This is a genomic window from Nocardia sp. NPDC056100 (assembly GCF_042266325.1).
In the GTDB taxonomy this organism is placed as follows: Bacteria; Actinomycetota; Actinomycetes; order Mycobacteriales; family Mycobacteriaceae; genus Nocardia.
Map to the genome: position 1 here is coordinate 567,661 of NZ_JBHJVY010000001.1, position 21,799 is coordinate 589,459.

Annotated in this window: 24 protein-coding genes; 10 read left to right on the plus strand and 14 right to left on the minus strand. The window is 66.9% G+C overall.

What is annotated here, in order from left to right; genetic code table 11:
• The first annotated feature begins 77 nt into the window (after window positions 1-77).
• Window positions 78-749 carry a GAP family protein gene (locus tag ACFC0O_RS02620; protein ID WP_375953208.1) on the plus strand — a complete coding sequence of 224 codons (672 nt, stop codon included), beginning with the start codon at window positions 78-80 and terminating at the stop codon, window positions 747-749.
• A gap of 4 nt (window positions 750-753) precedes the next feature.
• Here the strand turns inward: ACFC0O_RS02620 and ACFC0O_RS02625 are convergent, their stop codons facing one another.
• Both ACFC0O_RS02625 and ACFC0O_RS02630 read right to left on the minus strand, forming a co-directional pair.
• On the minus strand, window positions 754-1,776 hold the full coding sequence (locus tag ACFC0O_RS02625; RefSeq protein ID WP_375953210.1) for a zinc-binding dehydrogenase: 1,023 nt from the start codon (window positions 1,774-1,776) through the stop codon (window positions 754-756).
• 41 nt (window positions 1,777-1,817) lie between these two features.
• A complete protein-coding gene (locus tag ACFC0O_RS02630; RefSeq protein WP_375953211.1) occupies window positions 1,818-2,411 on the minus strand; it encodes a TetR/AcrR family transcriptional regulator in 594 nt (197 codons plus the stop codon).
• Window positions 2,412-2,763: 352 nt separating this feature from the next.
• Between ACFC0O_RS02630 and mptB the strand changes: the two genes are divergently transcribed.
• From mptB to ACFC0O_RS02650, 4 genes are all read left to right on the plus strand, one after another.
• Window positions 2,764-4,446 (plus strand): polyprenol phosphomannose-dependent alpha 1,6 mannosyltransferase MptB, encoded by a 1,683-nt coding sequence (gene mptB / locus ACFC0O_RS02635; RefSeq protein ID WP_375953213.1) that lies wholly within the window; start codon window positions 2,764-2,766, stop codon window positions 4,444-4,446.
• Entirely contained in the window at window positions 4,443-5,375 is a 933-nt protein-coding gene (locus ACFC0O_RS02640) for an ABC transporter ATP-binding protein (RefSeq protein ID WP_375953214.1), read from the plus strand. Before mptB ends, ACFC0O_RS02640 begins: the two co-directional genes overlap by 4 nt.
• Window positions 5,372-6,154, plus strand: coding sequence for an ABC transporter permease (locus ACFC0O_RS02645; protein WP_375953216.1), 783 nt, complete (start codon window positions 5,372-5,374; stop codon window positions 6,152-6,154). Before ACFC0O_RS02640 ends, ACFC0O_RS02645 begins: the two co-directional genes overlap by 4 nt.
• 90 nt (window positions 6,155-6,244) lie before the next feature.
• Window positions 6,245-7,219 carry a heme A synthase gene (locus ACFC0O_RS02650; protein WP_375953218.1) on the plus strand — a complete coding sequence of 325 codons (975 nt, stop codon included), beginning with the start codon at window positions 6,245-6,247 and terminating at the stop codon, window positions 7,217-7,219.
• A gap of 77 nt (window positions 7,220-7,296) precedes the next feature.
• Here ACFC0O_RS02650 and ACFC0O_RS02655 read toward each other — a convergent pair whose 3' ends face one another.
• Window positions 7,297-8,172: a class I SAM-dependent methyltransferase gene (locus ACFC0O_RS02655; RefSeq protein WP_375953220.1), complete on the minus strand. Its 876-nt coding sequence runs from the start codon at window positions 8,170-8,172 to the stop codon at window positions 7,297-7,299.
• A 125-nt stretch (window positions 8,173-8,297) separates the two neighbouring features.
• Between ACFC0O_RS02655 and ACFC0O_RS02660 the strand changes: the two genes are divergently transcribed.
• Window positions 8,298-8,669, plus strand: a complete 372-nt coding sequence (locus tag ACFC0O_RS02660; protein WP_375953222.1) for a DoxX family protein — start codon at window positions 8,298-8,300, stop codon at window positions 8,667-8,669.
• Here ACFC0O_RS02660 and ACFC0O_RS02665 read toward each other — a convergent pair.
• The 8 genes from ACFC0O_RS02665 to ACFC0O_RS02700 all read right to left on the minus strand — a co-directional run bounded on the left by ACFC0O_RS02665 (window position 8,602) and on the right by ACFC0O_RS02700 (window position 16,331).
• Entirely contained in the window at window positions 8,602-9,576 is a 975-nt protein-coding gene (locus tag ACFC0O_RS02665) for a tellurite resistance/C4-dicarboxylate transporter family protein (protein WP_375953223.1), read from the minus strand. The genes ACFC0O_RS02660 and ACFC0O_RS02665 overlap by 68 nt on opposite strands.
• A gap of 55 nt (window positions 9,577-9,631) precedes the next feature.
• On the minus strand, window positions 9,632-10,246 hold the full coding sequence (locus tag ACFC0O_RS02670) for a hypothetical protein (protein WP_375953225.1): 615 nt from the start codon (window positions 10,244-10,246) through the stop codon (window positions 9,632-9,634).
• A gap of 27 nt (window positions 10,247-10,273) precedes the next feature.
• Window positions 10,274-11,152, minus strand: coding sequence for a serine hydrolase domain-containing protein (locus ACFC0O_RS02675; RefSeq protein WP_375953226.1), 879 nt, complete (start codon window positions 11,150-11,152; stop codon window positions 10,274-10,276).
• Between the two features lie 67 nt (window positions 11,153-11,219).
• Window positions 11,220-12,002: a glucosamine-6-phosphate deaminase gene (gene nagB / locus ACFC0O_RS02680; RefSeq protein WP_375953228.1), complete on the minus strand. Its 783-nt coding sequence runs from the start codon at window positions 12,000-12,002 to the stop codon at window positions 11,220-11,222.
• Window positions 11,990-13,156 carry an N-acetylglucosamine-6-phosphate deacetylase gene (locus tag ACFC0O_RS02685; protein WP_375953230.1) on the minus strand — a complete coding sequence of 389 codons (1,167 nt, stop codon included), beginning with the start codon at window positions 13,154-13,156 and terminating at the stop codon, window positions 11,990-11,992. Before ACFC0O_RS02685 ends, nagB begins: the two co-directional genes overlap by 13 nt.
• Window positions 13,157-13,202: 46 nt before the next feature.
• The gene (gene ptsP, locus ACFC0O_RS02690; RefSeq protein ID WP_375953231.1) at window positions 13,203-14,858 is read right to left on the minus strand and encodes a phosphoenolpyruvate--protein phosphotransferase; all 1,656 of its coding nucleotides are present in this window, start codon (window positions 14,856-14,858) and stop codon (window positions 13,203-13,205) included.
• Entirely contained in the window at window positions 14,848-15,111 is a 264-nt protein-coding gene (locus ACFC0O_RS02695; RefSeq protein WP_364635888.1) for an HPr family phosphocarrier protein, read from the minus strand. The genes ptsP and ACFC0O_RS02695 overlap by 11 nt, the downstream gene beginning before the upstream one ends.
• Entirely contained in the window at window positions 15,111-16,331 is a 1,221-nt protein-coding gene (locus ACFC0O_RS02700) for a PTS transporter subunit EIIC (protein WP_375953233.1), read from the minus strand. Before ACFC0O_RS02700 ends, ACFC0O_RS02695 begins: the two co-directional genes overlap by 1 nt.
• 111 nt (window positions 16,332-16,442) lie before the next feature.
• On the opposite strand from ACFC0O_RS02700, the gene ACFC0O_RS02705 reads away from it, so the two are divergent.
• Window positions 16,443-16,673, plus strand: a complete 231-nt coding sequence (locus tag ACFC0O_RS02705; RefSeq protein WP_364635894.1) for a PTS glucose/sucrose transporter subunit IIB — start codon at window positions 16,443-16,445, stop codon at window positions 16,671-16,673.
• 5 nt (window positions 16,674-16,678) lie between these two features.
• Window positions 16,679-17,128: a PTS glucose transporter subunit IIA gene (locus ACFC0O_RS02710; protein WP_375953234.1), complete on the plus strand. Its 450-nt coding sequence runs from the start codon at window positions 16,679-16,681 to the stop codon at window positions 17,126-17,128.
• Between the two features lie 64 nt (window positions 17,129-17,192).
• Here the strand turns inward: ACFC0O_RS02710 and ACFC0O_RS02715 are convergent, their stop codons facing one another.
• Complete coding sequence (locus ACFC0O_RS02715) at window positions 17,193-17,888, minus strand: GntR family transcriptional regulator (protein ID WP_375953236.1); 696 nt, start codon at window positions 17,886-17,888, stop codon at window positions 17,193-17,195.
• 60 nt (window positions 17,889-17,948) lie between these two features.
• On the minus strand, window positions 17,949-18,299 hold the full coding sequence (locus ACFC0O_RS02720) for a hypothetical protein (protein WP_375953238.1): 351 nt from the start codon (window positions 18,297-18,299) through the stop codon (window positions 17,949-17,951).
• Window positions 18,300-18,379: 80 nt separating this feature from the next.
• Here ACFC0O_RS02720 and ACFC0O_RS02725 point away from each other — a divergent pair, with 80 nt between their 5' ends.
• Window positions 18,380-19,345 (plus strand): quinone oxidoreductase, encoded by a 966-nt coding sequence (locus ACFC0O_RS02725; protein ID WP_375953240.1) that lies wholly within the window; start codon window positions 18,380-18,382, stop codon window positions 19,343-19,345.
• Window position 19,346: 1 nt separating this feature from the next.
• Here the strand turns inward: ACFC0O_RS02725 and ACFC0O_RS02730 are convergent, their stop codons facing one another.
• Window positions 19,347-19,952 (minus strand): TetR/AcrR family transcriptional regulator, encoded by a 606-nt coding sequence (locus ACFC0O_RS02730; protein WP_375953242.1) that lies wholly within the window; start codon window positions 19,950-19,952, stop codon window positions 19,347-19,349.
• A 90-nt stretch (window positions 19,953-20,042) separates the two neighbouring features.
• On the opposite strand from ACFC0O_RS02730, the gene ACFC0O_RS02735 reads away from it, so the two are divergent.
• Window positions 20,043-21,629: an FAD-dependent monooxygenase gene (locus ACFC0O_RS02735; RefSeq protein ID WP_375953244.1), complete on the plus strand. Its 1,587-nt coding sequence runs from the start codon at window positions 20,043-20,045 to the stop codon at window positions 21,627-21,629.
• Window positions 21,630-21,799: the final 170 nt, after the last annotated feature.

Sequence of the window (21,799 nt, forward strand, 5' to 3'; positions counted from 1 at the left end):
CGCAAAGTTCGGCAATCTTCTGGCTACTCTCAAACCTGACCGATTGAGCAGACGGATCGACCCACAGGAGACACCCCATGGGACACGCGGTCGGCCAGTTCCTCAGCCATGCGGTGGGCGTAGCTATCAGCCCGCTCGCGCTGATAGCGGTGATTCTGCTGATCGCCACACCGCGCGGGCGCTCGAACGCGGTGGCCTTCATGATCGGCTGGGTGCTCGCGATCAGCGGGCTTTTCGTAGTGCTGCTGACGATCGGAATCGTGGCGGGAGCCGAACACAATGGGCAGCCCGGCACCTGGGTGGCGTGGTTCCGGCTCATTCTCGGCGTGCTGCTGGCGCTCATGACGCTGCGGCAATTGCGACTGGCCCGGGCGGAGAACGCGGGCATGCTGCCCGCGCGACTGGCGCATCTCGAGCAGTTCCGGGGCGGGAACTGCCTGGCGCTGGGCGTGGTGCTGGCGCTGGCCAATCCCAAGAACGTCACGCAGATCGCCGCGGGCGCGGTGACCACGGCCGAATCCACCGCGCATATCGCCGGAAGAGTCGGCGCGGCACTGATTTTCATCGCCATCGCCTCGGCCGGAGTGCTGGTGCCGCTATCCCTGCACTTCGTGCGACGCGAGACCGCGACGGGCACCCTCGAACGCTGGAAGGAATGGACGGTGCGCAATCACTACGTGATCATGGCGGTGCTGTTCGCACTGCTCAGCGCGAAATCACTGGGTGATGGCATCAGCGGGCTGGCGTAGCGGTTCAGGCGCGGACGGCGACCAGTTTGGTGGGTCCTTCCAGCAGGGCATCGATGGAATCGGACCACGGGACGACACTCGTGGTGACGATCGAGGGATCGAAACGGCCGGTCGCGACCAGATCGAGGATCCGCGGGACGGCAGGCCGGACGTGGGCGCGGCCGGTATGGAAGGTGCAGCAGCGGGAGTACATGGCCAGCATGGGTAATGCGACGTCCTTGGCCTGCACGCTGACACTCGTGCACCAGCCGTCGTTCGCGGTGGCGTTGACGGCGGCGATGAGCGCCTTGGCACCACCGGCGGCCTCCACCGTGATGGGGAAGCGGCCGACCCGGGTATCGGGCTTACCCTCGATGACCTCCGCGCCGAATTTGGCTGCGATGGCGAGTCTTTCGGGGTCGGTGTCGAGGTAGACGGTGCGGGACGCGCCCAGCGCGACCGCGAGACCGGTGGCGTAGAGGCCGATGGAGGCAGCCGCGGGGCCACCCAGAATCAGCACTTCCACGCCCGGATCCGCCGCCAATTGCGGTGCGACGGCACGAAATCCGTCCGGAATATTGTCGCTGGCGCTTGCGACGGCGGCCGGGTCGACGCCCGCCGGGACGGGTACAAGCATGGCGTCCGCGTGCGGGATGAGCGCCAGATCCGCCCAGAGGCCACCCCAGTTCAGGCCACCCATGGAACCCAGTCCGAAGGTGGACATGAGGGGGTGTGCGGTGCAGTTTCCGGTGCGGCCGCGCAGGCACGCGGGACATGCGCCACAGGAGATTTGGAAGGGGACGACCACGGTGTCGCCGGGACGTACGGTGCGGACGTCATCGCCGACGGCGACCACCTCCGCGACGCCTTCATGACCGAAGGCGTACGGCCCCGGCAACGGGAACCTGCCCTGTAATACGGCGGGGTCGATATCGCAGGTGGCCAGGGCGATCGGGCGGACGAGCGCCTGATCCGGGGAATCGAGGACGGGTTCGGGGCAGTCTTCCCAGCGCAGTGCGCCGGGGCCGTCGAGCATGAGTCGCTGCATGCTTCGATCATCCCTAGAACGATCGTTCTAGACAACCCCACCTAGGGTGAGTTCTGCTCCGCGACAGCGATTTCCGCCAGGCTCAAGCGGATGAGCCGGGCCATGGCCGCCGACACCGTATGCAGCGGCTCCTGCGACCGCCGCACCCGCGCCAGCAGGGTCGCCCCCTCATAGGCCGCGACGACAGTGGTCGCCAGCTCATGCGATTCCGCCTCGGGCAGGCCCATTTCGGTGAGCAGCTCCGCGAAACCCGCTGCCATGGCATCGAATGCCGAAACGCACGCGGTGCGCACCGCCTCCACATCGCTGCCGCCGTCGAGCGCCGGAGTTCCGACCGGACAACCGTCGGTCCATTCCGAGACAGCGAGTTTCGCGGCCATGAAGTCGAACAGGCTTGCCGCCGTGCTGAACACATCCGCCGGGGCGTCCTGGATCATGCGTCCCACCAGCAGTCCGGTCCCCGCGATGGCCGATACCGCGATCTCCTCCTTCCCACCCGGAAAGTGGTGATAGATGGACCCGTACGGCAACCCGGCCGCCTCGCTCAGCTTCTTCAACCCGAACCCGTGATAGCCGTGCCGCGCCAAAAGCCCGGCCGCCGCCACCTCGATCCGCCGCTTCGACTCGGAAACCATGCGTCAAGCGTATGAGCGAGGTCCGACACCGGCAGCGCGAATCGATCCGAACCGGCACAGATCACTCAATTGTTTTGCACGATGCGCACTTTCGCAGGCCGTGCGCCATCACCCGCCGTGCCGAACCACGCGGGGCCCGGCGGTGGGATACGCCGCCGACTGTTCGGTTCCGCCGACGGGTCCACCGCACGGCATTCCGGTTCCGAGGGTTCGAAGGACAGCCGGGTGGTGGCCGCGGGACAACCGCCCTCGCCGCTCCGGGCGTGCACCGCGTCCCCGCGGGCGGGTTCACCACTCGGCACAGCCGGGCGATCAGAGTCCGGTGGTACCCGCCCTACTAGGCTTGACCACCGTGGCGGTAGCGGACGGCGCGGGGCGCAAGGTAATGGAGCTGGGTCGCCGGGTGCTGGGCCTGGACGTGCGGCCGTCCGACCATACGATCGCGGTGTTGCACACCAATGAGTCCGAGGTACCGGGGCTCGATCGGCGAGAAACGCTGCAGCTGATGCGGATCCGGTTGCTGGGGGCGACCGGGGTGGTCACCATGGCGATTTCGGCGCTGGGCGTGGGGGCGCAACCGGTACATCAGAATCCGACCTCCGGACTGCGGGTGCTGGGATTCTTCGCGCGAGCGCACACCTCGACGCTGGCCATGTGCATGATCGGCGCGACGCTGGTGGTGATGGCGTGGCTGCTGCTCGGGCGGTTCGCGGTGGGCGGCTGGGGCGGCAATCCGCGGCATCGGCTCACGCGATCGCAGATGGATCGAACATTGCTGCTGTGGATCATTCCACTCAGTGTCGCGCCGCCCATGTTCAGCAATGACGTGTATTCGTATCTGGCACAGAGTGAAATCGCGGCGCGAGGATTGGATCCCTATCAGGTGGGTCCGGTCGACGGGCTCGGGCTCAGCAATGTGCTGACCAATAATGTGCCGAATATCTGGCGCGAGACCCCCGCGCCCTATGGGCCGCTGTTCCTGTGGATGGGTCGCGGTATCGCGGAATTGACCGGCAGCAATATCATCGCCGGGGTTTGGATGCACCGGCTGCTGGCGCTCGCGGGCGTGGCCTTGATCGTATGGGCGCTGCCCCGGCTGGCCCGGCGCTGCGGAGTCGCCCCGGTCAGCGCGCTGTGGCTGGGCGCGGCCAATCCGCTGGTGCTGTTCCACCTGGTCGGTGGCGTGCACAATGACGCGATCATGCTGGGGCTCATGCTGGCCGGATTGGAATTCTGCCTGCGGGCCATTGAGGATTCGCCGGTATTCGACAGGAATGCCTGGGCCACGCTGATATTCGGTGCGGTCGTCATCACGCTGTCGTCATCGATCAAAATCACCTCGATCGTCGCGCTCGGTTTCGTCGGAATGGCGCTCGCCCGGCGCTGGGACAATGGCATTCGATCGGTGCTGCTGGCCGGTGCCATATTGGGCGCGCTCGCCATTGCCACAACGGCTTTCGTCAGTGGTTTCAGCGGGCTCGGATTCGGCTGGGTGTACACGCTGAATCAGGCCAGCACCGTGCGCAGCTATCTGTCGCTGCCGACCGCGGTCAGCATCATCACCGGATTCGGCGGCGTGCTGCTCGGTCTCGGCGATCACACCACGGCACTGCTCGATCTCATTCGCCCGATGGCCGAGATCGTGGCCGGGTTCGTGATCATCCGCATGCTCGTCGCCACCTGGACCGGACGTCTCAATCCCATCGGCGCGCTCGGTGTCGGCCTCGGCGCGCTGGTACTGCTGTTCCCCGTGGTGCAGCCCTGGTATCTGCTGTGGGCGATCGTTCCCCTCGCCGCCTGGGCGAACCGGCCCGCGTTCCGCGTTCCCGCCGTGGTGCTCTCGGTGGTGGTGAGCATGATCGTCATGCCGCGCGGTGCGGACTTCTATGTTTTCCAGATCGTCGAATCCGCCATCGCCACCGTGCTCGTGGGCGTGCTGTTCATTTTCCTGACCCGGAATGTGCTGCCGTGGCGCAATCAGCCGGGGGTGTCGGCTCCGTCACAGCGACCCACGGCTTACGGTGTCTCATCGTGACCGCAGCCTCCGAACCCGCCGTCAGAGTCGACGGCGTCGTCAAACGCTTCGGCGATACCACCGCGGTCGACGGCCTCAGCTTCGAACTGCAACGCGCACAGGTGCTGGCGCTGCTCGGGCCCAATGGGGCGGGCAAGACCACCACGACGGAAATGTGCGAGGGATTCGTCGCCCCCGATGCCGGAACCGTGCGCGTGCTCGGGCTCGATCCGATCGCCGATTCGGACAAACTGCGCCCGCGCATCGGGGTGATGTTGCAGGGCGGCGGGGCGTATCCGGGTTCGCGCGCCGGGGAGATGCTGGATCTGGTCGCCTCCTATTCGGCGAATCCGCTCGATCCCAACTGGCTGCTCAAGACACTCGGTTTGCAGGACGCGCGCCGCACGCCGTATCGCCGCCTATCAGGCGGTCAGCAGCAGCGACTGGCGCTGGCCTGCGCCCTGGTCGGACGGCCCGAAATCGTCTTCCTCGATGAGCCGACCGCCGGATTGGACGCGCAGGCAAGGCATTTGGTGTGGGAGCTGATCGACGCGCTGCGCCGCGACGGGGTGAGCGTGCTGCTCACCACCCACCTCATGGATGAGGCCGAACAGCTCGCCGATCAGCTGGTCATCATCGATCACGGCCGCATCGTCGCCCAGGGCACGCCCACCGAGGTCACCTCGCACGGGGCCGAGGGCCGTCTGGCCTTCACCGCCCCGCCGAATCTGGACCTCGAACTGCTGGCCCAGGCGCTGCCGGAAGGCTTCACGCCCAAGGAATCCAGTCCGGGCTCCTATCAGCTGCACGGTGATATCACCCCGCAGGTGCTGGCCACCGTGACCGCCTGGTGCGCGCGAATCAATGTGCTGCCCACCGATATTCGCATCGACCAGCGTCGCCTGGAGGATGTCTTCCTGGAACTGACCGGACGGGAAATCCGCGGATGACCGAGACCACCAACCGCTTCGCACCCGGGACGTTCGCCCCCGCGCCGCAGCCCACCACGCGCGCCAAGATGCTCATGGCGCAGACGCGTATGGAGCTGATCCTGTTGCTGCGCAATGGGGAACAACTGCTGCTCACGATGTTCATTCCGATCACGCTGTTGATCGGCCTGACGCTGCTGCCGATGAGCGGACTGGGCGAACATCGGGTCGATCGCGTCGTGCCCGCGGTGATGATGGTGGCGGTCATGTCCACCGCGTTCACCGGTCAGGCCATCGCCGTGGGCTTCGATCGCCGCTACGGCGCGCTGAAACGCCTTGGGGCGACACCACTCCCCCGCTGGGGCATTGTGGCGGGCAAATGCTCGGCCGTGCTGATCGTGGTGGTGTTGCAGTCGATCCTGCTGGGGGCCATCGGATTCGCGCTCGGGTGGCGGCCGTCGCTCGCCGGTTTGGCGCTCGGCGCCGTCGTCATCGCCTTGGGCACAGTCGCTTTCGGTGCGCTGGGGCTGCTGCTCGGCGGCACCCTCAAGGCCGAAATCGTACTGGCGCTTGCCAATATCCTGTGGTTCGTCATGCTCGGCACCGCCAGCTTGGTCTTCATGTCCGATGATCTGCCGAACGCGGTCAGCCTGATCGCCCGGATCATCCCGTCGGGCGCGCTGTCGGAATGCCTCGAACAGGCACTGCGCACCAGCATCGACTGGTACGGCTTGGCCGTCCTGGCTGCATGGAGCGCGGTCAGCGGCTGGCTCGCCACCCGCTTCTTCCGCTTCGACTGACACCCGGAAGTCACCAGAGCCGTTCCCTCCACGACACGCTGTAGTAGGCCGGGTGCGGAGCGCCCGCACCACCCGGCTACCATCGTTGCCGTGCTATCTCGCGCCTTCCAGCGATTCGCCGACCTGTTCCCGATGCCGTCCCTGCGGGCGCAGCGCATCATCGCCTTCGCGGTGATCCTGTCGCAGGCCGGAATCTCGGTGACCGGAGCCATTGTTCGCGTCACCTCGTCGGGGCTCGGCTGCCCCACCTGGCCGCAGTGCTTCCCCGGCAGCTTCACGCCGACCGCGGTGGCCGAGGTGCCCGCGATCCATCAGGCGGTCGAGTTCGGTAATCGCATGCTGACTTTCGCGGTCACATTGTGCGCGGCCGCGGTGGTGATCGCGGTCACCCGGGCGCGGCGGCGGCGCGAGGTGCAGGGGTACGCCTGGCTGATGCCGGGCGGCACCGTATTGCAGGCGGTGCTCGGCGGTATCACCGTGCGCACCGGACTGCTGTGGTGGACGGTGTCGCTGCATCTGCTGGCATCGATGCTGATGGTGTGGCTGTCGGTGTTGCTGTACGCCAAGATCAACGAACCGGACGCCGGAATCGAGACGGTGCGGGTTCCCAAGCCACTCCGGCTGCTGACCGGGCTGAGCGCGATCGCACTGACCGGAACACTGATCGCGGGCACTCTCGTCACGGGCGCCGGACCGCACGCCGGTGACAAGAGCATCGAGAAGCCGGTCGAGCGGCTCCAGGTCGAAATCGTGACGCTGGTGCATCTGCACGCCGAGCTGCTGGTCGCCTATCTGGCGCTGCTGGTGGGCCTGGCCTGCGGGCTGGCCGCGATCGGTATGAACAAGGCGATCCGTACCCGCATGATCGTGCTGCTGGTGCTGGTGTGCAGTCAGGCGCTGGTCGGCCTGGTGCAGTACTTCACCGATGTACCCGCCGCGTTGGTGGCGATCCACGTCGGTGGCGCGGCCGCCTGCGTCGCCGCGACCGCCGCGCTGTGGGCCGCCATGCGCACCCGGGAATCGGTTACCGCCGAGGTCACCGAACCCGCGACACAGGCCGCCTGACAGCGCGATTCGATGCCTGCCCGACGAACTTCGCCGGGTAGGTCATGACCTCCTGAGCCGAGTCGGGTCGGCGCGGCTCAGCGCGCGTCGGCCACGGCGATTCTGCCGCTGCCCAGGAAGCGGGTGCGCTCGATCGGCATATCCAGGCCCTGCGCCGCGGTGAGCAGATCGACGTCCATGGTGACGTCGAATCCGCTCTTACCCAACAGCTTTGCGAGGCTCTCCGGCCCCCAGGAGGATCGGAAGGGCTCATCGGCCATCGGGTTGTCGCGACCGGTCAGGGTCAGCAGCCGCTGAACCGCCCTGCGCCCGAACGCATTCAGGCGCGAATGCGTGGCATAGGTGACGATCAGCCGACTGCCGGACGCACTGTGCTCGCCGACAATCGCGACGGTGGCCGCCACCTGATCCGGGGTGAGATAGGGAACGACACCCTCCCAGATCCAGGTGGTCGGAACGGCGGCATCATGCCCCGCGGTGGCGAGCGCGGCACCGAGCGAGTCCTTGGCGAAATCCACTGCCACGAAGTGCACCGCACCCGCCACCGCGGTCCGCTCCCCCAGCCGTTCTCGCTTCTCCTGTTGCGAGGCAGGCTGATCCACCTCGAACACCGTGGCGTCCGCGAGCTCCTTCATCCGCCAGGCGCGCGCGTCCAGCCCCGCACCGAGAATCACCAGTTGCGGATTGCCGCGATCGCGCACCGCGTCATCAATGGTGACGGTCCGTGCGGCGAGGATTTCCGAAGTGCCCGCAACCAATTCGAACTCCATACGCGGTCCGAGCGCGCTCGGCATCTCCCCCGCGCGCACGGTCGCCACGAGTTCCCGCTCACTCTCGGTGAGCAGTTCCAGCGCGATCGGATCGGCGAAGCGCCCCACCGCCAATCGCCCATCCGCCACCGCGCGGCCCTGGCATACCAATACCGCGGTCCGACTTGCCTTGCGCTCGGCCATGCGGGTCATTATTCAGCAGGTGCCGGGGAGGCGGCATCGCGGACGCGCGAGTCTTCCGACGCGCGGGTACGCGGTTTCGGCCCTAGCCTTCTCCCGGGCGGGAAAGATCGAAAGGGTTGACCACCATGAATGTTGCGCTGTGGATCGTCGCGATCGTCTTGGGGCTGGCGTTCACCGCCGCGGGCGTGGCCAAGAGTACGCAGTCCAAGGAGAAACTGAACGAGAAGATGCCGTGGGTGGAGGATGTCTCCCCGAATACCCTGCGGCTCATCGGGATTACCGAATTCCTGGGCGGGCTCGGGCTGATCCTGCCCGCGTGGACCGGCATCGCTCCGGTGCTCACGCCGATCGCGGCGAGCGGTATCGCCCTCATCATGGCGCTCGCGGTGGTCGTGCACGTGCGCCGCAAGGAGTACGTGGCGCTGCCGATCAACGCGGTGATGTTCGCGCTGGCGGTGTTCGTGGCGTGGGGGCGATTCGGCCCTTACGCGTACTGATCATCCATTCGACGGCGACCATGATCCAGACGGCGATCGCGAAGGCCAACAAGGCTTTTCCGAGCGCGTGCAGCCACGGGACCTCGAGTACCGCGCCGGTGGACAGCGTCGCGACGGCGGTCATGCCCAGCGGGAAGACGGTGGCCCAGCGGCGAATGTCGTAGCCCGGGCGGTAGTGCACGATCTCGGCGACGCACAGCACCGCGTAGGCGAGCAGGGTGACGGTGAGCAGGATCGCGGTCACCACACGTAATGTGTTGTGCGGGTTGCCGGTCCAGTGTGGCCAGGCGGTGAGTTTGGTGGCGGCCAGCGTCGAGATCGCCACCGCGCCCGCCGCCACCCACTGATCCCCCGCGCCCTTCCAGATCTGGGTGAAGTCGAAGTGCGTGAATGCCGCCGCGTACAGGATCAGTCCGAGGATGAAGAACACCAGCGCGGCGGGCATGAGCCAATCGGCGATATGCGCCAGTGCGAGCGTCGAGCCGAGGACGGCGAGGCCCTGGGTGGATACGCACACCAGGAATGCCGCGCCCGGCATCCGCCGATTCCAGTGCCGGAGCACCGAAACCAGCAGTACCGGCCATACAACCGCTGCGATCACGAGCAGCCCCGCTGCCACGACATGCCAGCCCAGCAATGCGATTCGCGTACCAACGACCGTGGTCGCCGCGACGGCGGTGAGAGCGGGAGGCGTATCGGATTCGGTCTCCCAGCGCGACCGATCCCACAGCAGCCGGGTGGCGAAGTCCACCGCCAACAGCACCCAGACGACGCCCGCCACCGCGAGTGCGATCCGGGACAGCGCCTCGAAATCGGTGAGATGCAGTCCGACCGAGAGTATTCCGGTAGCCATCACGAACGCGCCCGCCACCGGGGGCATCTCGGTCCAGTCGCGTCGCAGGGTCATGCGCTCATCACATCGGCAGCATCGGCGCTAGTCAAGCAAACGCGCGGCTATTCGGTCAGGGGCATGCGGGCGAACTCTCGCCCACCAGTTTCACGTAGGTGCAGGCCCACAACCGGTTGATCTTCCACTGGCCGTCGTCCGCAATCAGCGGAAAGACCATTCGGGATTTCCCAGTCGGCAAGTCCGATGTGGCGGTGGCATAGAGCGCCGACCCGCTCCTGGTCACCTTCTCGACCCGAAAACCGAGCTGGAACTTGGTGAAGAACGACCCGACCCGAGTGGTCAGATCCGGGTCCTTCGCATCACCCCGAACCCGCAGTGGACGCTGCGCCACCGGAACATTGGGATCGAAGGTCTGTCGCAACTGCGCGTTCAGCTCATCGACCGAGGGCACCCCGGGGGTGGGGATATTCCACACATTGTCGCCTTCGCCCTGCGCACCCGGATATAACGCGGCCACGATCTGACCCCAGATCGTCTGGGCCTGGATCCAGAACATACTGGAGACCGTGTACTGGTTGACCGCGACAACGACGGTGAGTTTCCGTTCCGGCAGGTAGCGAATCTCGGTGGTGTAGCCGGGCACTGAGCCGTTGTGCCCCAGCCAGCCGTCGGTGACCATCAATCCCAGCCCGTACGGCAGCTGCGCGTCCGCGGCGGTGTCCTGCACTCGGGCGCGCTCACGGAAGGTGTCAGGTCACAGTAGGTCACCACGACCCAGCTTGCCCGCGTACTCCGCCAGATCCGAAATGGTCGACACCATGGATCCCGCCGCACCGAACAGCGCGGGCGTGGTGCGGGCGGTGACATCGGTCGGGTTCTCATCGAAATAGGAATATCCGTGACTCACCGGATCGGACATGGTGGTGTCCGCGGGATATTGGGTTTCGCGCAGTCCATAGTCGGCCGCGAGGTTGCCGAGCACGTCCCGAACCGGTTTACCCGATACCTTCTCCAGCACCAGACCTAGCAGGTAGTAGTTTGAATTCGAGTACACGGTACGGACATTCGGTGGTGTCGCGCGGCCCGGGTTGTCGACGATGGCACGCAAATAGTCACCGTCGCGCCACTCGACCGCCGGGGTCTTCAAATAGAGCTGCTCGCCGTGAGCGGCGAATCCATCGAGCGGACAGACACCGGCGCGCATATCGAGCAGGTCCCGGAGCGTGATTGTGTCCCCGTACGGGATGTTGTCGACGTAGCGACCGAGCCGATCATCGAGGCCGAGCTTGCCCTCGTCCACCAGTCGCAGAATCGCGGTGGCGGTGAATGTCTTTGTGACACTGCCGATTCGCACCGAATCGTGCACGGTGGCGGGGCGACCGGTAGCGAGATCCGATACCCCGTACGCGTGCACGTAGGAGCCCCGCTGCGGGTCGATCACGGCCACCATCATGCCCGGGATGAGGGCCGCCGCCATATTGGCGGCGGCGATCTCATCGATCTTGGTCGCCAATTCCGCCGGGAAGGAAGGGGTTTCATCCCCACCGTTCCGGCCGCACCCCACCATGGCCGTCGTCAGCACCAGCGCTACGACGCAGGCACGGCCGAATCTGCCGATCAGACTGCTATTCAAGGTATCCCCGCCCCCAGGTAGATCGAACAGGGACGAGCTTACCGGGCCGCGTTCGCGGGGGTTCGAATCAGAAGCTCTGCCAGCCGGGCTTGTTCTCGACCGCGAAGCGGTAGTAGTCGACGGCCTTCAGGTTCGCGGCGGCGGCCGGGTCGACGATGACCGTGACGTGCGGGTGCATTTGCAGGATCGAGGCGGGGCAAAAGGCCGAGACGGGGCCTTCGACGGCGGCGGCTACCGCGTCGGCCTTACCTTCGCCGGTGGCGATCATGAGCAGATGGTCTGCGTCGCTGATGGTTCCGAGGCCCTGGGTGAGGACGTGGGTGGGGACCTGGGTGAGGTCGTCCTCGAAAAAGCGGGCGTTGTCCTCGCGGGTCTTCGGCGTGAGCGTCTTGACGCGGGTGCGGGAGCGCAGGGAGGAGCCGGGCTCGTTGAAACCGAGGTGGCCGTTCGCGCCGATGCCGAGGATCTGCACCGAGATGCGTCCGGTTTCGGCGATCGAGCGCTCGTAATCGGCTGCGGCGGCGGGGATATCGGCGGCATTGCCGTCGGGGCTGTGCACATTCGAGTCGGTGAAATCGACGTGCGCGGTGAACTCGTCGCGAATGAATTGCGCGTAGGACTGCGGATGCCCCGGCGGCAGGCCGATGTACTCGTCCAGCAGGAAGGCTTGCACGCCCGCGAAACTCACCTCACCGGCCCGATATTGGCGAATGAGTTCCTGATACGCGCCGAGTGGGGAGGAGCCGGTGGCCAGGCCGATGGCGCGGGCGCCGCGGCGTACGTGGTCGGCCATGATGCGGCCCGCCAGTACTCCGGCTTCGGCCGCGTTATCGGTGATCACGAGTTCCATTGGGTTCCGTCCTTGTACACGGTGAGTGGGGTCAGATGGGAATCGGTGACGAGCAGGTCGGCTCGCATACCGGGGCGGAGCACGCCGAGTTCACCGGCGCGTCCGAGCAGGCGGGCTGGGGTCGCGCAGGCCGCCGTCGCGGCGGCGGTGAGATCGACCCCGGCGTGGAATACGGTGCGGCGCAGGACATCCGCGGCGCAGGCGGTGCCGCCCGCGATGGCGCCTTCGCCGTGCGGATCGTACAGTCGCGATACGCCGTCCTTCACCACGACATCGAGGCTGCCGAGGTGATAGCGGCCGTCGGGTTCCCCGGCGGCGGCCATGGCATCGGTGATGAGGGCGAGATTGTCCGGGCCGATGGTGTCGAACACCATGCGCACGGTGCCGTCGGCCAAATGCACACCGTCGCCGATGACTTCGGCCACCACATCGCCGCGACCGGCGGCCGCCATGGCGGCGGTGAGGAAGTTCGCGTCGCGGTGCGCGAGTTCGGGCATGGCGTTGAACAGGTGGGTGATGGACACCCGCCTGCCACGCCGCATGGCATGCACGGAGTGCTCGTAATCGGCGACCGTATGCCCCAGGGACAGAATCACGTTCGCGTCCGCGAGCACATCGGCCAGGGCGTCGAAATGCGCGGTCTCCGGGGCGATGGTGACCGAGACAATGCGGCCGCTCGCATAGTCGATGAGCCGTGCCAGCATCGCCGGATCACCGTCGATGATCCGGTCGGGATTGTGTGCGCCCCTGCGATGTTCGCTGATGAACGGGCCTTCGAGGTGAATGCCCGCGAGCAGTCCGGCATCGATGGCCTTGCCGAGCACGTCGATGCGCTCACGCAGTTCGGCCTCGGTGGCCGAGACCAGCGAGGCGATCAGCGTGGTGGTGCCGTGGCGGCGGTGGAAGTCCGCCGCCACCGCGACACCGTCGGAATCGGTTTCCGGAAAGCCGAATCCGCCGCCGCCATGACAGTGCACATCGATCAGCCCGGGCAGGATCACCGGCGACTCCCCCGCGCTCTCGGGGAGCTCACCGGCGAATCCCGTTGCCGGGCCCACATAGTCGAGCAGCGGTCCGTCGAACGACACCACACCGTCGGCGAGTTCGCCCGCCTCGGTGAGGGTGACGACCCGGCCGCGCAGTGTCGTCCTCAACGCGCTATCGCCCTCGATCGCGGCGTCATGCGGAGCAATCCCGCGGTCATTTCGCCTGTCCCAGTGCGGATCGCGCGGCCTGGACCGCGTCGTCGGCGGTGCGCGCGGCCAGCACCGCTGCCGCGGCGGCCCGGCATTGCTCCAGCGTGACCGCCGCGAGCTGAGCCCGCACACCGGCCAGCGAGCGCGGTGCCATGGACAGCGTATCGACGCCGAGACCGACCAGGACGCAGGCGAATTCGGGATTGGAGGCCGATTCGCCGCAGACGCCGACCTTCACATCGTTCTTGCCCGCCCCGGCGATGACCATGGCGATGGTCGCGGCGAGCGCGGGCTGCCACGGATTGTGCAGCGCGGCCAGCGTGGAGGACATGCGGTCCGCGCCGAACAGGTACTGGGACAGGTCATTGGTGCCGATGGAGAAGAAATCCACTTCCGCGCCAAGGTGTTCCGAGCGGATGGCGGCGGCCGGGATCTCGATCATCACGCCGGGTGAGCGCACCCCGGCCTCGCGCGCGCGGGTGGCGAAGTAGTTCGCTTCCTCGACCGTGCCGACCATCGGTGCCATGACGTTCACGGTAGCCCCGGTGGCCGCGCGCGCGGCCTCGATCGCGGTGAGCTGATCGAGCAGCGTCCCCTCATCGACGCTGCTCAACCGCAGCCCGCGCACGCCCAGCGCGGGGTTCTCCTCATCCGGCAGGTTGAGGAAGGGCAGCGGCTTGTCCGAGCCCGCGTCCAGGGTGCGCACGGTGATCGGCCGGTCGCCCAGGGCGCGGAAGATATCCGCGTATTGCTCGGTCTGCTCGGCCACCGTCGGCGCGGATTGCCTGCCCAGGAACAGGAATTCGGTGCGGAACAGGCCCACGCCCTCCGCGCCGAGTTCCACCGCGAGCTCGGCGTCGGCCACGCTGCCCACATTCGCGAGCAGCGGAACCGCGTGCCCGTCGGCGGTGCGGCCGGGACCGGTGGGCGCGTCTGCCTGCCGTGCGCGCACGGCAGCCACTTCCTCGCGACGCGCCGCATCCGGTTCGAGCTCGACCACACCGGTCGTCCCGTCGACCACGACGACGGTGTTCTCGGCGATCTCGGCCGCGCCGGGAGCGGCGACCACGGCCGGAATCCCCAGGGCCTTGGCCAGAATCGCGGTGTGCGAGGTGGGTCCGCCCGCGACGGTCAGCAATCCGACCACGACGGCCGGATCCAGCGTCGCGGTATCGGCGGGCGCGAGATCCTGCGCGGCGAGCACGAAAGGCTCTGTGCTGTCCGGGATTCCGGGCGGATCCACACCGAGCAGTTCGGCGACCACGCGCTGGCCCACATCACGCAGATCGGACGCGCGCTCGGCCATCATCCCGCCGAGCGCGGTCAGCTGATCGGCGAAATGCCGCACGGCCTCGGTGACCGAATGCGCGGTGGGACCGCCCGCGCGAATGCCCGCGCGCACCTGATCCAGCAGTGCCGGATCGGCCGCCAGCGCCGAGGTCATGAACAGGATGTCGGCGGCCGGGCCCTTGGCGTCCAGGGCCTGCGCCGAATACCGCGCCGCCACCGCCTCGAAAGCCGCTTCGGCACGGGAGATTTCGGCGTCGACATCACTGCCGGGCGCGTCGGAGGCGCTGGTGACCGGCGCGGACGCCAGCCACTTCACCGGTCCGACGGCGATTCCGGGAGCGGCGGCGACGCCGCGCACCTCATGCGTCAAGATCGGTCTCCAGCAGCTTGACCAGCTGGTCCAGGGTGTCCTCGTTACCTTCCTCGGTGTAGAGGATGACCTCGTCGCCCTGTTTGACGCCCAGGGTCATCACCTGGAGCAGGCTCCCGGCGGCGACCGGAGCCTTACCGTCGGCCGAAATGGTCACCGGGGCGGGCGATTTGGCGGCGGCCTGGGCGAACATGGCTGCCGGGCGGGCGTGCAGACCGGTCTTCGAGGCGACTACAGCTGTGCGATTGATCATTACGCGACGTTCTCCTTCTCGATCTCTTCTTCGTCGGGTTCGCGACCCGGGGTGGGCAGGTTCCAGCGTCGAATGATGAAGCTGAAGGTGACGTAGTACAGCACCGCGTAACCCAGGCCGATGGGGATCAGCAGCAGCGGATGCGTGGCCTTGCCGAAGTTCAGCAGATAGTCGATGGCGCCCGCGGAGAAGGTGAACCCGTCGTGGATGCCGAGCCAATTGGTCAGCGCCAGTGCGGAACCGGTGAAGATCGCGTGGATGAGCAGCAGCGGCCAGGCCACGAAGATGAAGGCGAATTCGAGCGGTTCGGTGATACCGGTGACGAACGCGGTCAGACCGGTGGACAGCATGATGCCGCCGATCATCTTGCGGTTCTCCGGCTTCGCGTTGCGCCAGATGGCGAGCGCGGCGGCGGGCAGGCCGAACATCATGATCGGGAAGAAGCCGGTCATGAAGGTGCCGGCGTTCGGGTCACCGGCCAGGAAGCGCGGGATATCGCCGTGCACGCCGTTGTAGTCGCCGATCACGAACCAGACGACCGAGTTCAGAATGTGGTGCAGGCCCAGCGGCAGCAGCAGGCGGTTGGCGAAGCCGAACACCCCGCCACCGGCGACGGCGTTGTCCGCCACGGTGTTTCCGAGCCAGGTCAGGCCGGAGTTGAAGGCCGGGTAGATGAACGCCATGATCACGCCGATGACGACGGCGGCGCACGCGGTCAGGATCGGGACCATGCGGCGGCCGGAGAAGAAGCCGAGGTAATCGGGCAGCTGGGTGCGATGGAAGCGCGTCCAGAGGATGGCCGCGGTGATGCCGATGACGATGCCCCCGAGGACACCGAAGTTGATCATCAGCTGTCCGCCCTTGGCGTCGACCTTGCCGTCGAGCACCACCGGGGACATGGCTTTGAAAACGCCACCCAGGGCCAGGTATCCGACGACCGCGGCCAAGGCCGTGGATCCGTCGGCCTTCTTGGCCCAGCCGATGGCGATGCCGACCGCGAACAGCAGCGGCAGATTGTCGATGAGCGCGCCGCCTGCTCCGGCGAGGACGTTGGCGACGGTTTTGAGCGCCGACCACCGGCCGAGCATGTCGTCCTGTCCTAGTCGTAGCAACAGGCCAGCGGCAGGTAGCGTGGCAATCGGCAGCATCAAGCTGCGGCCGAGCTTCTGCAGTCCGGACAGGTCGATTTTCTTGCGCGCGCTCTGGGCGGCATCGGCCATAGCGGTGGTCCTCAGTCTGTGAATAGGGTCACCCGGAGGTATGGTGACTGGTTATAACCACAGTAAACTGGTTATAACCAGCTTTGTCCACTCGACACGCACGGAGGAAAGATGTCGAAAGTCGATCAAATCGTCGCCGGTCTCGGCGGTACCGGCAATATCGTCGAGGTCGAGGGGTGTATCACCCGGCTTCGCGTCGAGGTCAAGGACGCTTCACTGGTGAACGAGAAGGACCTCAAGGCCGCCGGCGCGCACGGCGTGGTCAAGGCGGGCGCGGCCGTGCAGGTCGTGGTCGGGCCGACCGCCGACGCCCTGGCCGAAGACATCAACGATCTGCTCTGATCGCCATGAGCACGCAGATTCTCGCGCCCCTGCCGGGCACCGCCATCCCGCTGTCCGAAGTCCCGGATCCGGTGTTCTCGGCGGAGATGGTCGGCTCCGGCGTCGCCATCGAACCGCCCGATACCGATGAGCCGATCACGGTCGTCGCGCCCATCTCCGGCTCGATCGTGAAGCTGCATCCGCATGCCGCGGTCATCGTCTCCGATGACGGTCTCGGGGTGCTGCTGCACGTGGGCATCGATACCGTCGGCAAGCCCGATCTGTTCGAGGTCAAGGCCGTCGAGGGTGAGCGCATCGAGGTGGGCGAACCGCTGGTTATCTTCTCGCCGAATGCCGTTCGACGACTGGGGCTCAGCGCCGCGGTGCCGGTCGTGGTGATGGATACCGCGCCCGGATCGGCGCAGGACGCCGTCACCGGCGCGGTCGCCGTGGGCGATAAGCTTTTCGCCATCTGAACCAGCGGCGGACATGAACTGAGCCCCGGCCTGAATCAGGCTGGGGCTCAGTCGCATTGGTGTACTAGTCGGCCGCGGAGACGGTCATGTAGACCTGATAGCGGTCCGCGCGGTACCAGGAATGCGCGTGCTCGATACAGCGGTCCCGCGAGTAGGACATGCGATCGAACGCCAGCAGCGGTGAACCCACATCGGTGCCGAGCCAGCCCGCGCCGCGCTCATCGGCCGCGACCGCGCGCACCGTCTGATCGGCGCGATCGATCGGGCAGTCGTACTGCTTCTCCAGCAGCGAATACAGCGATTGCGTCAGATCGTGATCGAGCAGGCCGGGCAGCAGATCGGCCCGGTACCAGCCGTCATCGATGGAAATCGGCAGCCCGTCGGCCAATCGGAGCCGCACCAGGTGAAAAGCCTTCTCGCTGGCCCCGATCGCGAGCGCGTTGATCGAAGCCGGCGGTGGCACAGCGTATTCGGTGTGCAGCACCACGGTGCTCGGCGTGCGACCGAGCCTGCGCATGTCGTCACTGAAGGACGCCATATGCAGGCGTGAGCGCGCGACCCGCTCGGCGACGAAGGTCCCCTTACCCGGGATGCGGGTAATGACGCCCTCGGTTTCGAGCTGCCCCAGCACTTCTCGCACCGTCATGCGGCTGACCCGGTAGTCATCGCAGAGCTGGCGTTCGCTGGGCAGCATCTCACCGGGACGCAACTGCGCGCACAGCGTCGTCAGCGCGGAGCGCAGCTGCGCCTGTTTCGTCACTCGGACCGACACATCGTCCTCTGGGTGCGTACGTCCCCCGCGGATTGCGGGCTCATTGACCTACTTCTCGTTGCGCGCCTTGGGGAATCGCTTCTGCTTGGCGACCCAGCCCGCCATCTTGGCCCAGTGGCCCTTGGCCGGGGTGACGATGGAAACCAGCTCGCGGTTCCACTCATCGGCCTCGGTGAGCCCGTCGACGGTGGCGACGAGGGTCTTGGCGGTCTCGAGATCGCCCACTACCCGATCGCCGAGCACGCCGTCCGCGCCGACCAGGGTGACGCGGACGCCGACGCGGCCGATGGGCTGCAGCACCGCGGTGGCGGAACCACCGTGCTCAGCCAGGAATCCCTTGACGGAATCCACGACGGACGGCGACAGCTTGGCGGGTGCCTCGGCAGTGGTAGCGCTCATGCCCAGGAGTTTACCCATCGGTAAAACGGAGTCGATGAGCCGCCGTACAGCTCACAGTGGCGCGGGTGTAGAAACGGTTCATGCGCGCCATTCAGGTTTCCGAAAACGGCGGTCCCGAAGTACTGCGGCTCACCGAGGTTCCGGACCCGCAGGCCGGGCCGGGACAGCTGCTGGTGGAGACCGAGGCGATCGGTGTGAACTTCATCGACACCTATATCCGGACCGGGTTCTATCCCACGCCGCTGCCCTACATTCCTGGGGCCGAGGGCACGGGTGTGGTGACCGCGCTCGGGGCGGGCGTGAGTGATTTCCAGGTCGGGGATCGGGTGGCGTGGGCGACCGCTCCGGGCAGCTATGCCGAAAAGGTGCTGGTGTCAGCCGAATTCGCGGTTCCCGTGCCCGCGGGGGTGTCCGCGCCGGTCGCGGCGTCGGCGCTGTTGCAGGGGATGACGGCGCACTATCTCATCGAGTCGATCTACAAGCCGGAGCCGGATGAGACCGTGCTGGTGCACGCCGGGGCGGGCGGTGTCGGGCTGATCCTGACGCAGTTGCTGGCCCATCGCGGGGTGCGGGTGATCACCACCGTGTCGACCGATGACAAGGAGAAGCTGTCCCGGGACGCGGGGGCGGCCGAGGTGCTGCGCTATGACGACGAGATCGCCGCGCGGGTAAGGGAACTCACAGCCGGGGTGGGCGTGGCGGCGGCCTATGACGGCGTCGGCAAGAGCACCTTCGAGGCAAGTCTGGCCTCGGTGCGGGTGCGCGGCATGCTGGCGCTGTACGGGGCGGCCAGCGGGCCGGTGCCGCCGTTCGATCTGCAACGGCTCAATCCGGCCGGATCACTGTTCGTGACGCGGCCGACGCTGGCGCACTACGTCCGCGATCGCGCCGAATTGCTGTGGCGCTCAGGCGATATCATGAACGCCATCGCCGACGGATCATTGAATGTGCGGGTGGGGGCGAGCTATCCGCTGGCCCATGCCGAGCAGGCGCATCGGGATCTGGAGGCACGCAAGACGACCGGTTCGGTCGTGCTGCTGCCCTGACTCAGGGCATATCGCGGCCGGTGAGACCGCGATAGATGAACAGGGTCAGCGAATCGACGGCCTGTTCATCGGTCAGTTCCAGGCCACCCTCCTCGATGGCCTGCAATACGCCAGTGGTCGCCATGAACATCATGGCGAGGCTGGCGTCGACGCTGCCGGGCAGTTTCAGCCCGGCGGCGGGGAATCCGTCCAGGTGGTCGGCGATATCGGCGCGCTGTTCCGCGCCGTAACCGGCCACCATCTGCGCGAATTGTTCGTTGACCAGCGCCGCCTGACTCATGGCGCGCAGTACCGGCCAATTGCGCCGGGCGAAGTTCCAGTACTGCTCGACGTGGTACCGGACCGCCTCGGGATCGGTGAAGTCCGACTTGTGCCCGGGTGCCTCCGCCGAGGAATCCCCTTCCACCGCAAGGTCTTTCAGCAGGGACTGAAGTAGCTCTTCCTTGCTCGCGAAGTGGTTGTAGAACGAGCCCGCCGCGCGACCGGCCGCCGCGGTGATGTCGGTGATCTTGGTGTTGAGGTATCCGCGTTCGGCGAATACGCGGCGCGCCGCCGCCTTGAGCGCCTGCTCGGTCTCGGTCGACCGTTCCTGACGTCGCCCTGCCATGTTCTTCGACCACCTCCTTGACAGCGGAAACTACCACCCACAATACTGAATCCACATTCAGTGAATCTCGATTCAGTAATTGGAGTTGCGATGTCAACGCAGGTACTCATCGCCGGAGCCGGTCCGACCGGCCTCACCCTCGCCATCGATCTGGCGCGTCGCGGGGTCGCGGTCCGCATCGTCGATCACGCCGAAACCTTCTTCGACGGATCGCGCGGCGACGGCATCCAGCCGCGCACGCTCGAGGTCTTCGACGATCTGGGCGTGCTGGACGCGGTGCTGGCGGCCGGAATGCCGCAGCCGCTGATGCGGGTGCACATGGGCGGGGAATTCGTGATGGCGCGGCGCATGACGCCGATCCGGGAGGCCACTCCCGATGTGCCGCATCCGAATCCGTGGGTGCTGGGGCAGTCCGATACCGAGGGACTGCTGCGCGATCGGCTGGCCGAATTCGGGGTGCGGGTCGAACTCGGTACGGGCGTGGTCGATTTCGCCGCCGACGCCGGCGGGGTGACCGTGACGCTGGCGCACGACGGCGTGACCGAGACCGTGCGGGCGGACTATCTGGTGGGTGCGGACGGCGGGAAGAGCACCGTGCGCAAGGCGCTCGGTATCGCGTTCGAGGGCACCACCGATGAGTCGATTCGCATGCTGCTCGGCGATGTGCGGGCCGACGCACTCGATCACGAGTTCGGGTACTGGTTCGCCGATGCGGCGAATCCGATGAACGGCATCGCCATGACGCCGCTGCCCGGCGGGCGCAAGTTCCAGTTCGGCGCACCCCTGGAGCAGGACTCGGATACCGATCTGACGGCCTTGCAGAAGCTGCTGGAAGCGCGGTCCGGGCGCACGGATCTGGTGCTGTCCGAGCTGAGCTGGTCGACCGTGTGGCGGCCGAATATCCGCCTGGCCGAACGCTTCCGAATCGGCCGGGTGTTCATCGCGGGTGATGCCGCGCACGTGCACCCGCCGACCGGCGGGCAGGGACTCAACACCGGTGTCCAGGATGCGTTCAATCTGGGCTGGAAACTCGCTGCGGCACTGCACAATCCAGGGGCTGAAACCGATGCGCTGCTGGATTCCTATGAGACCGAGCGGCGTTCGGTGGCGGCGCGGGTGCTGGGTTTGAGCGCGGCACTGCTGGAGAAGACCGTGCAGGGCGATCCCGATGCCATGGACCGCGAGGGCACACAGCAGCTCGATATCAGTTATCGGGATGTCGTCGCGGGCAATGACTCCGGAGGTCTGGTCCGGGCCGATCTCGTCGCCGGGGATCGCGCGCCGGACGCGCCGCTGATCGATACGGACGGGCGTGCGATCAGTCTGTTCGAGGTCTTCCGGGGACCACACGCGACGCTGCTGATGTTCGGCAGTGGCACACACGAGGCGAACTCGGATGCGGCGGACGGGGGTGCGAGCACGGCCGAGACCGGCGCGCTCGAGGCGTTCGGCATTCGGGCGCGGACCGTGGTCGTGACGCGGCCCGATCACGGCGAGGCCGCGCCGGACACGCGGGCTATCGTCCCCGGAAATCGGTCCGGGCTTTCATCCGCCCGCGCCGATACCGGCGTGGAGCTGGTCGATCCGGATGGTCACGCCTACCGCGCATACGGCGTTTCCGAGGGTGCGCGGGTGCTGATTCGGCCCGATGGTTATGTCGCGACGCTGAACCGGTGAGCCGTGCCGGGGACATCCCGGGCGGTTGGTCGGATTGGTCCGGAACCAGCCGGTAGGCCGCCCCGGGAGCGACAACATCGGGAACCGTGCAGAATGATCTTGCTGCCGCGCAAGACGATTCATCGCGACCCCCTGGCGGAACACCGTAAGGTAGTCGCGGCGACCGTTCG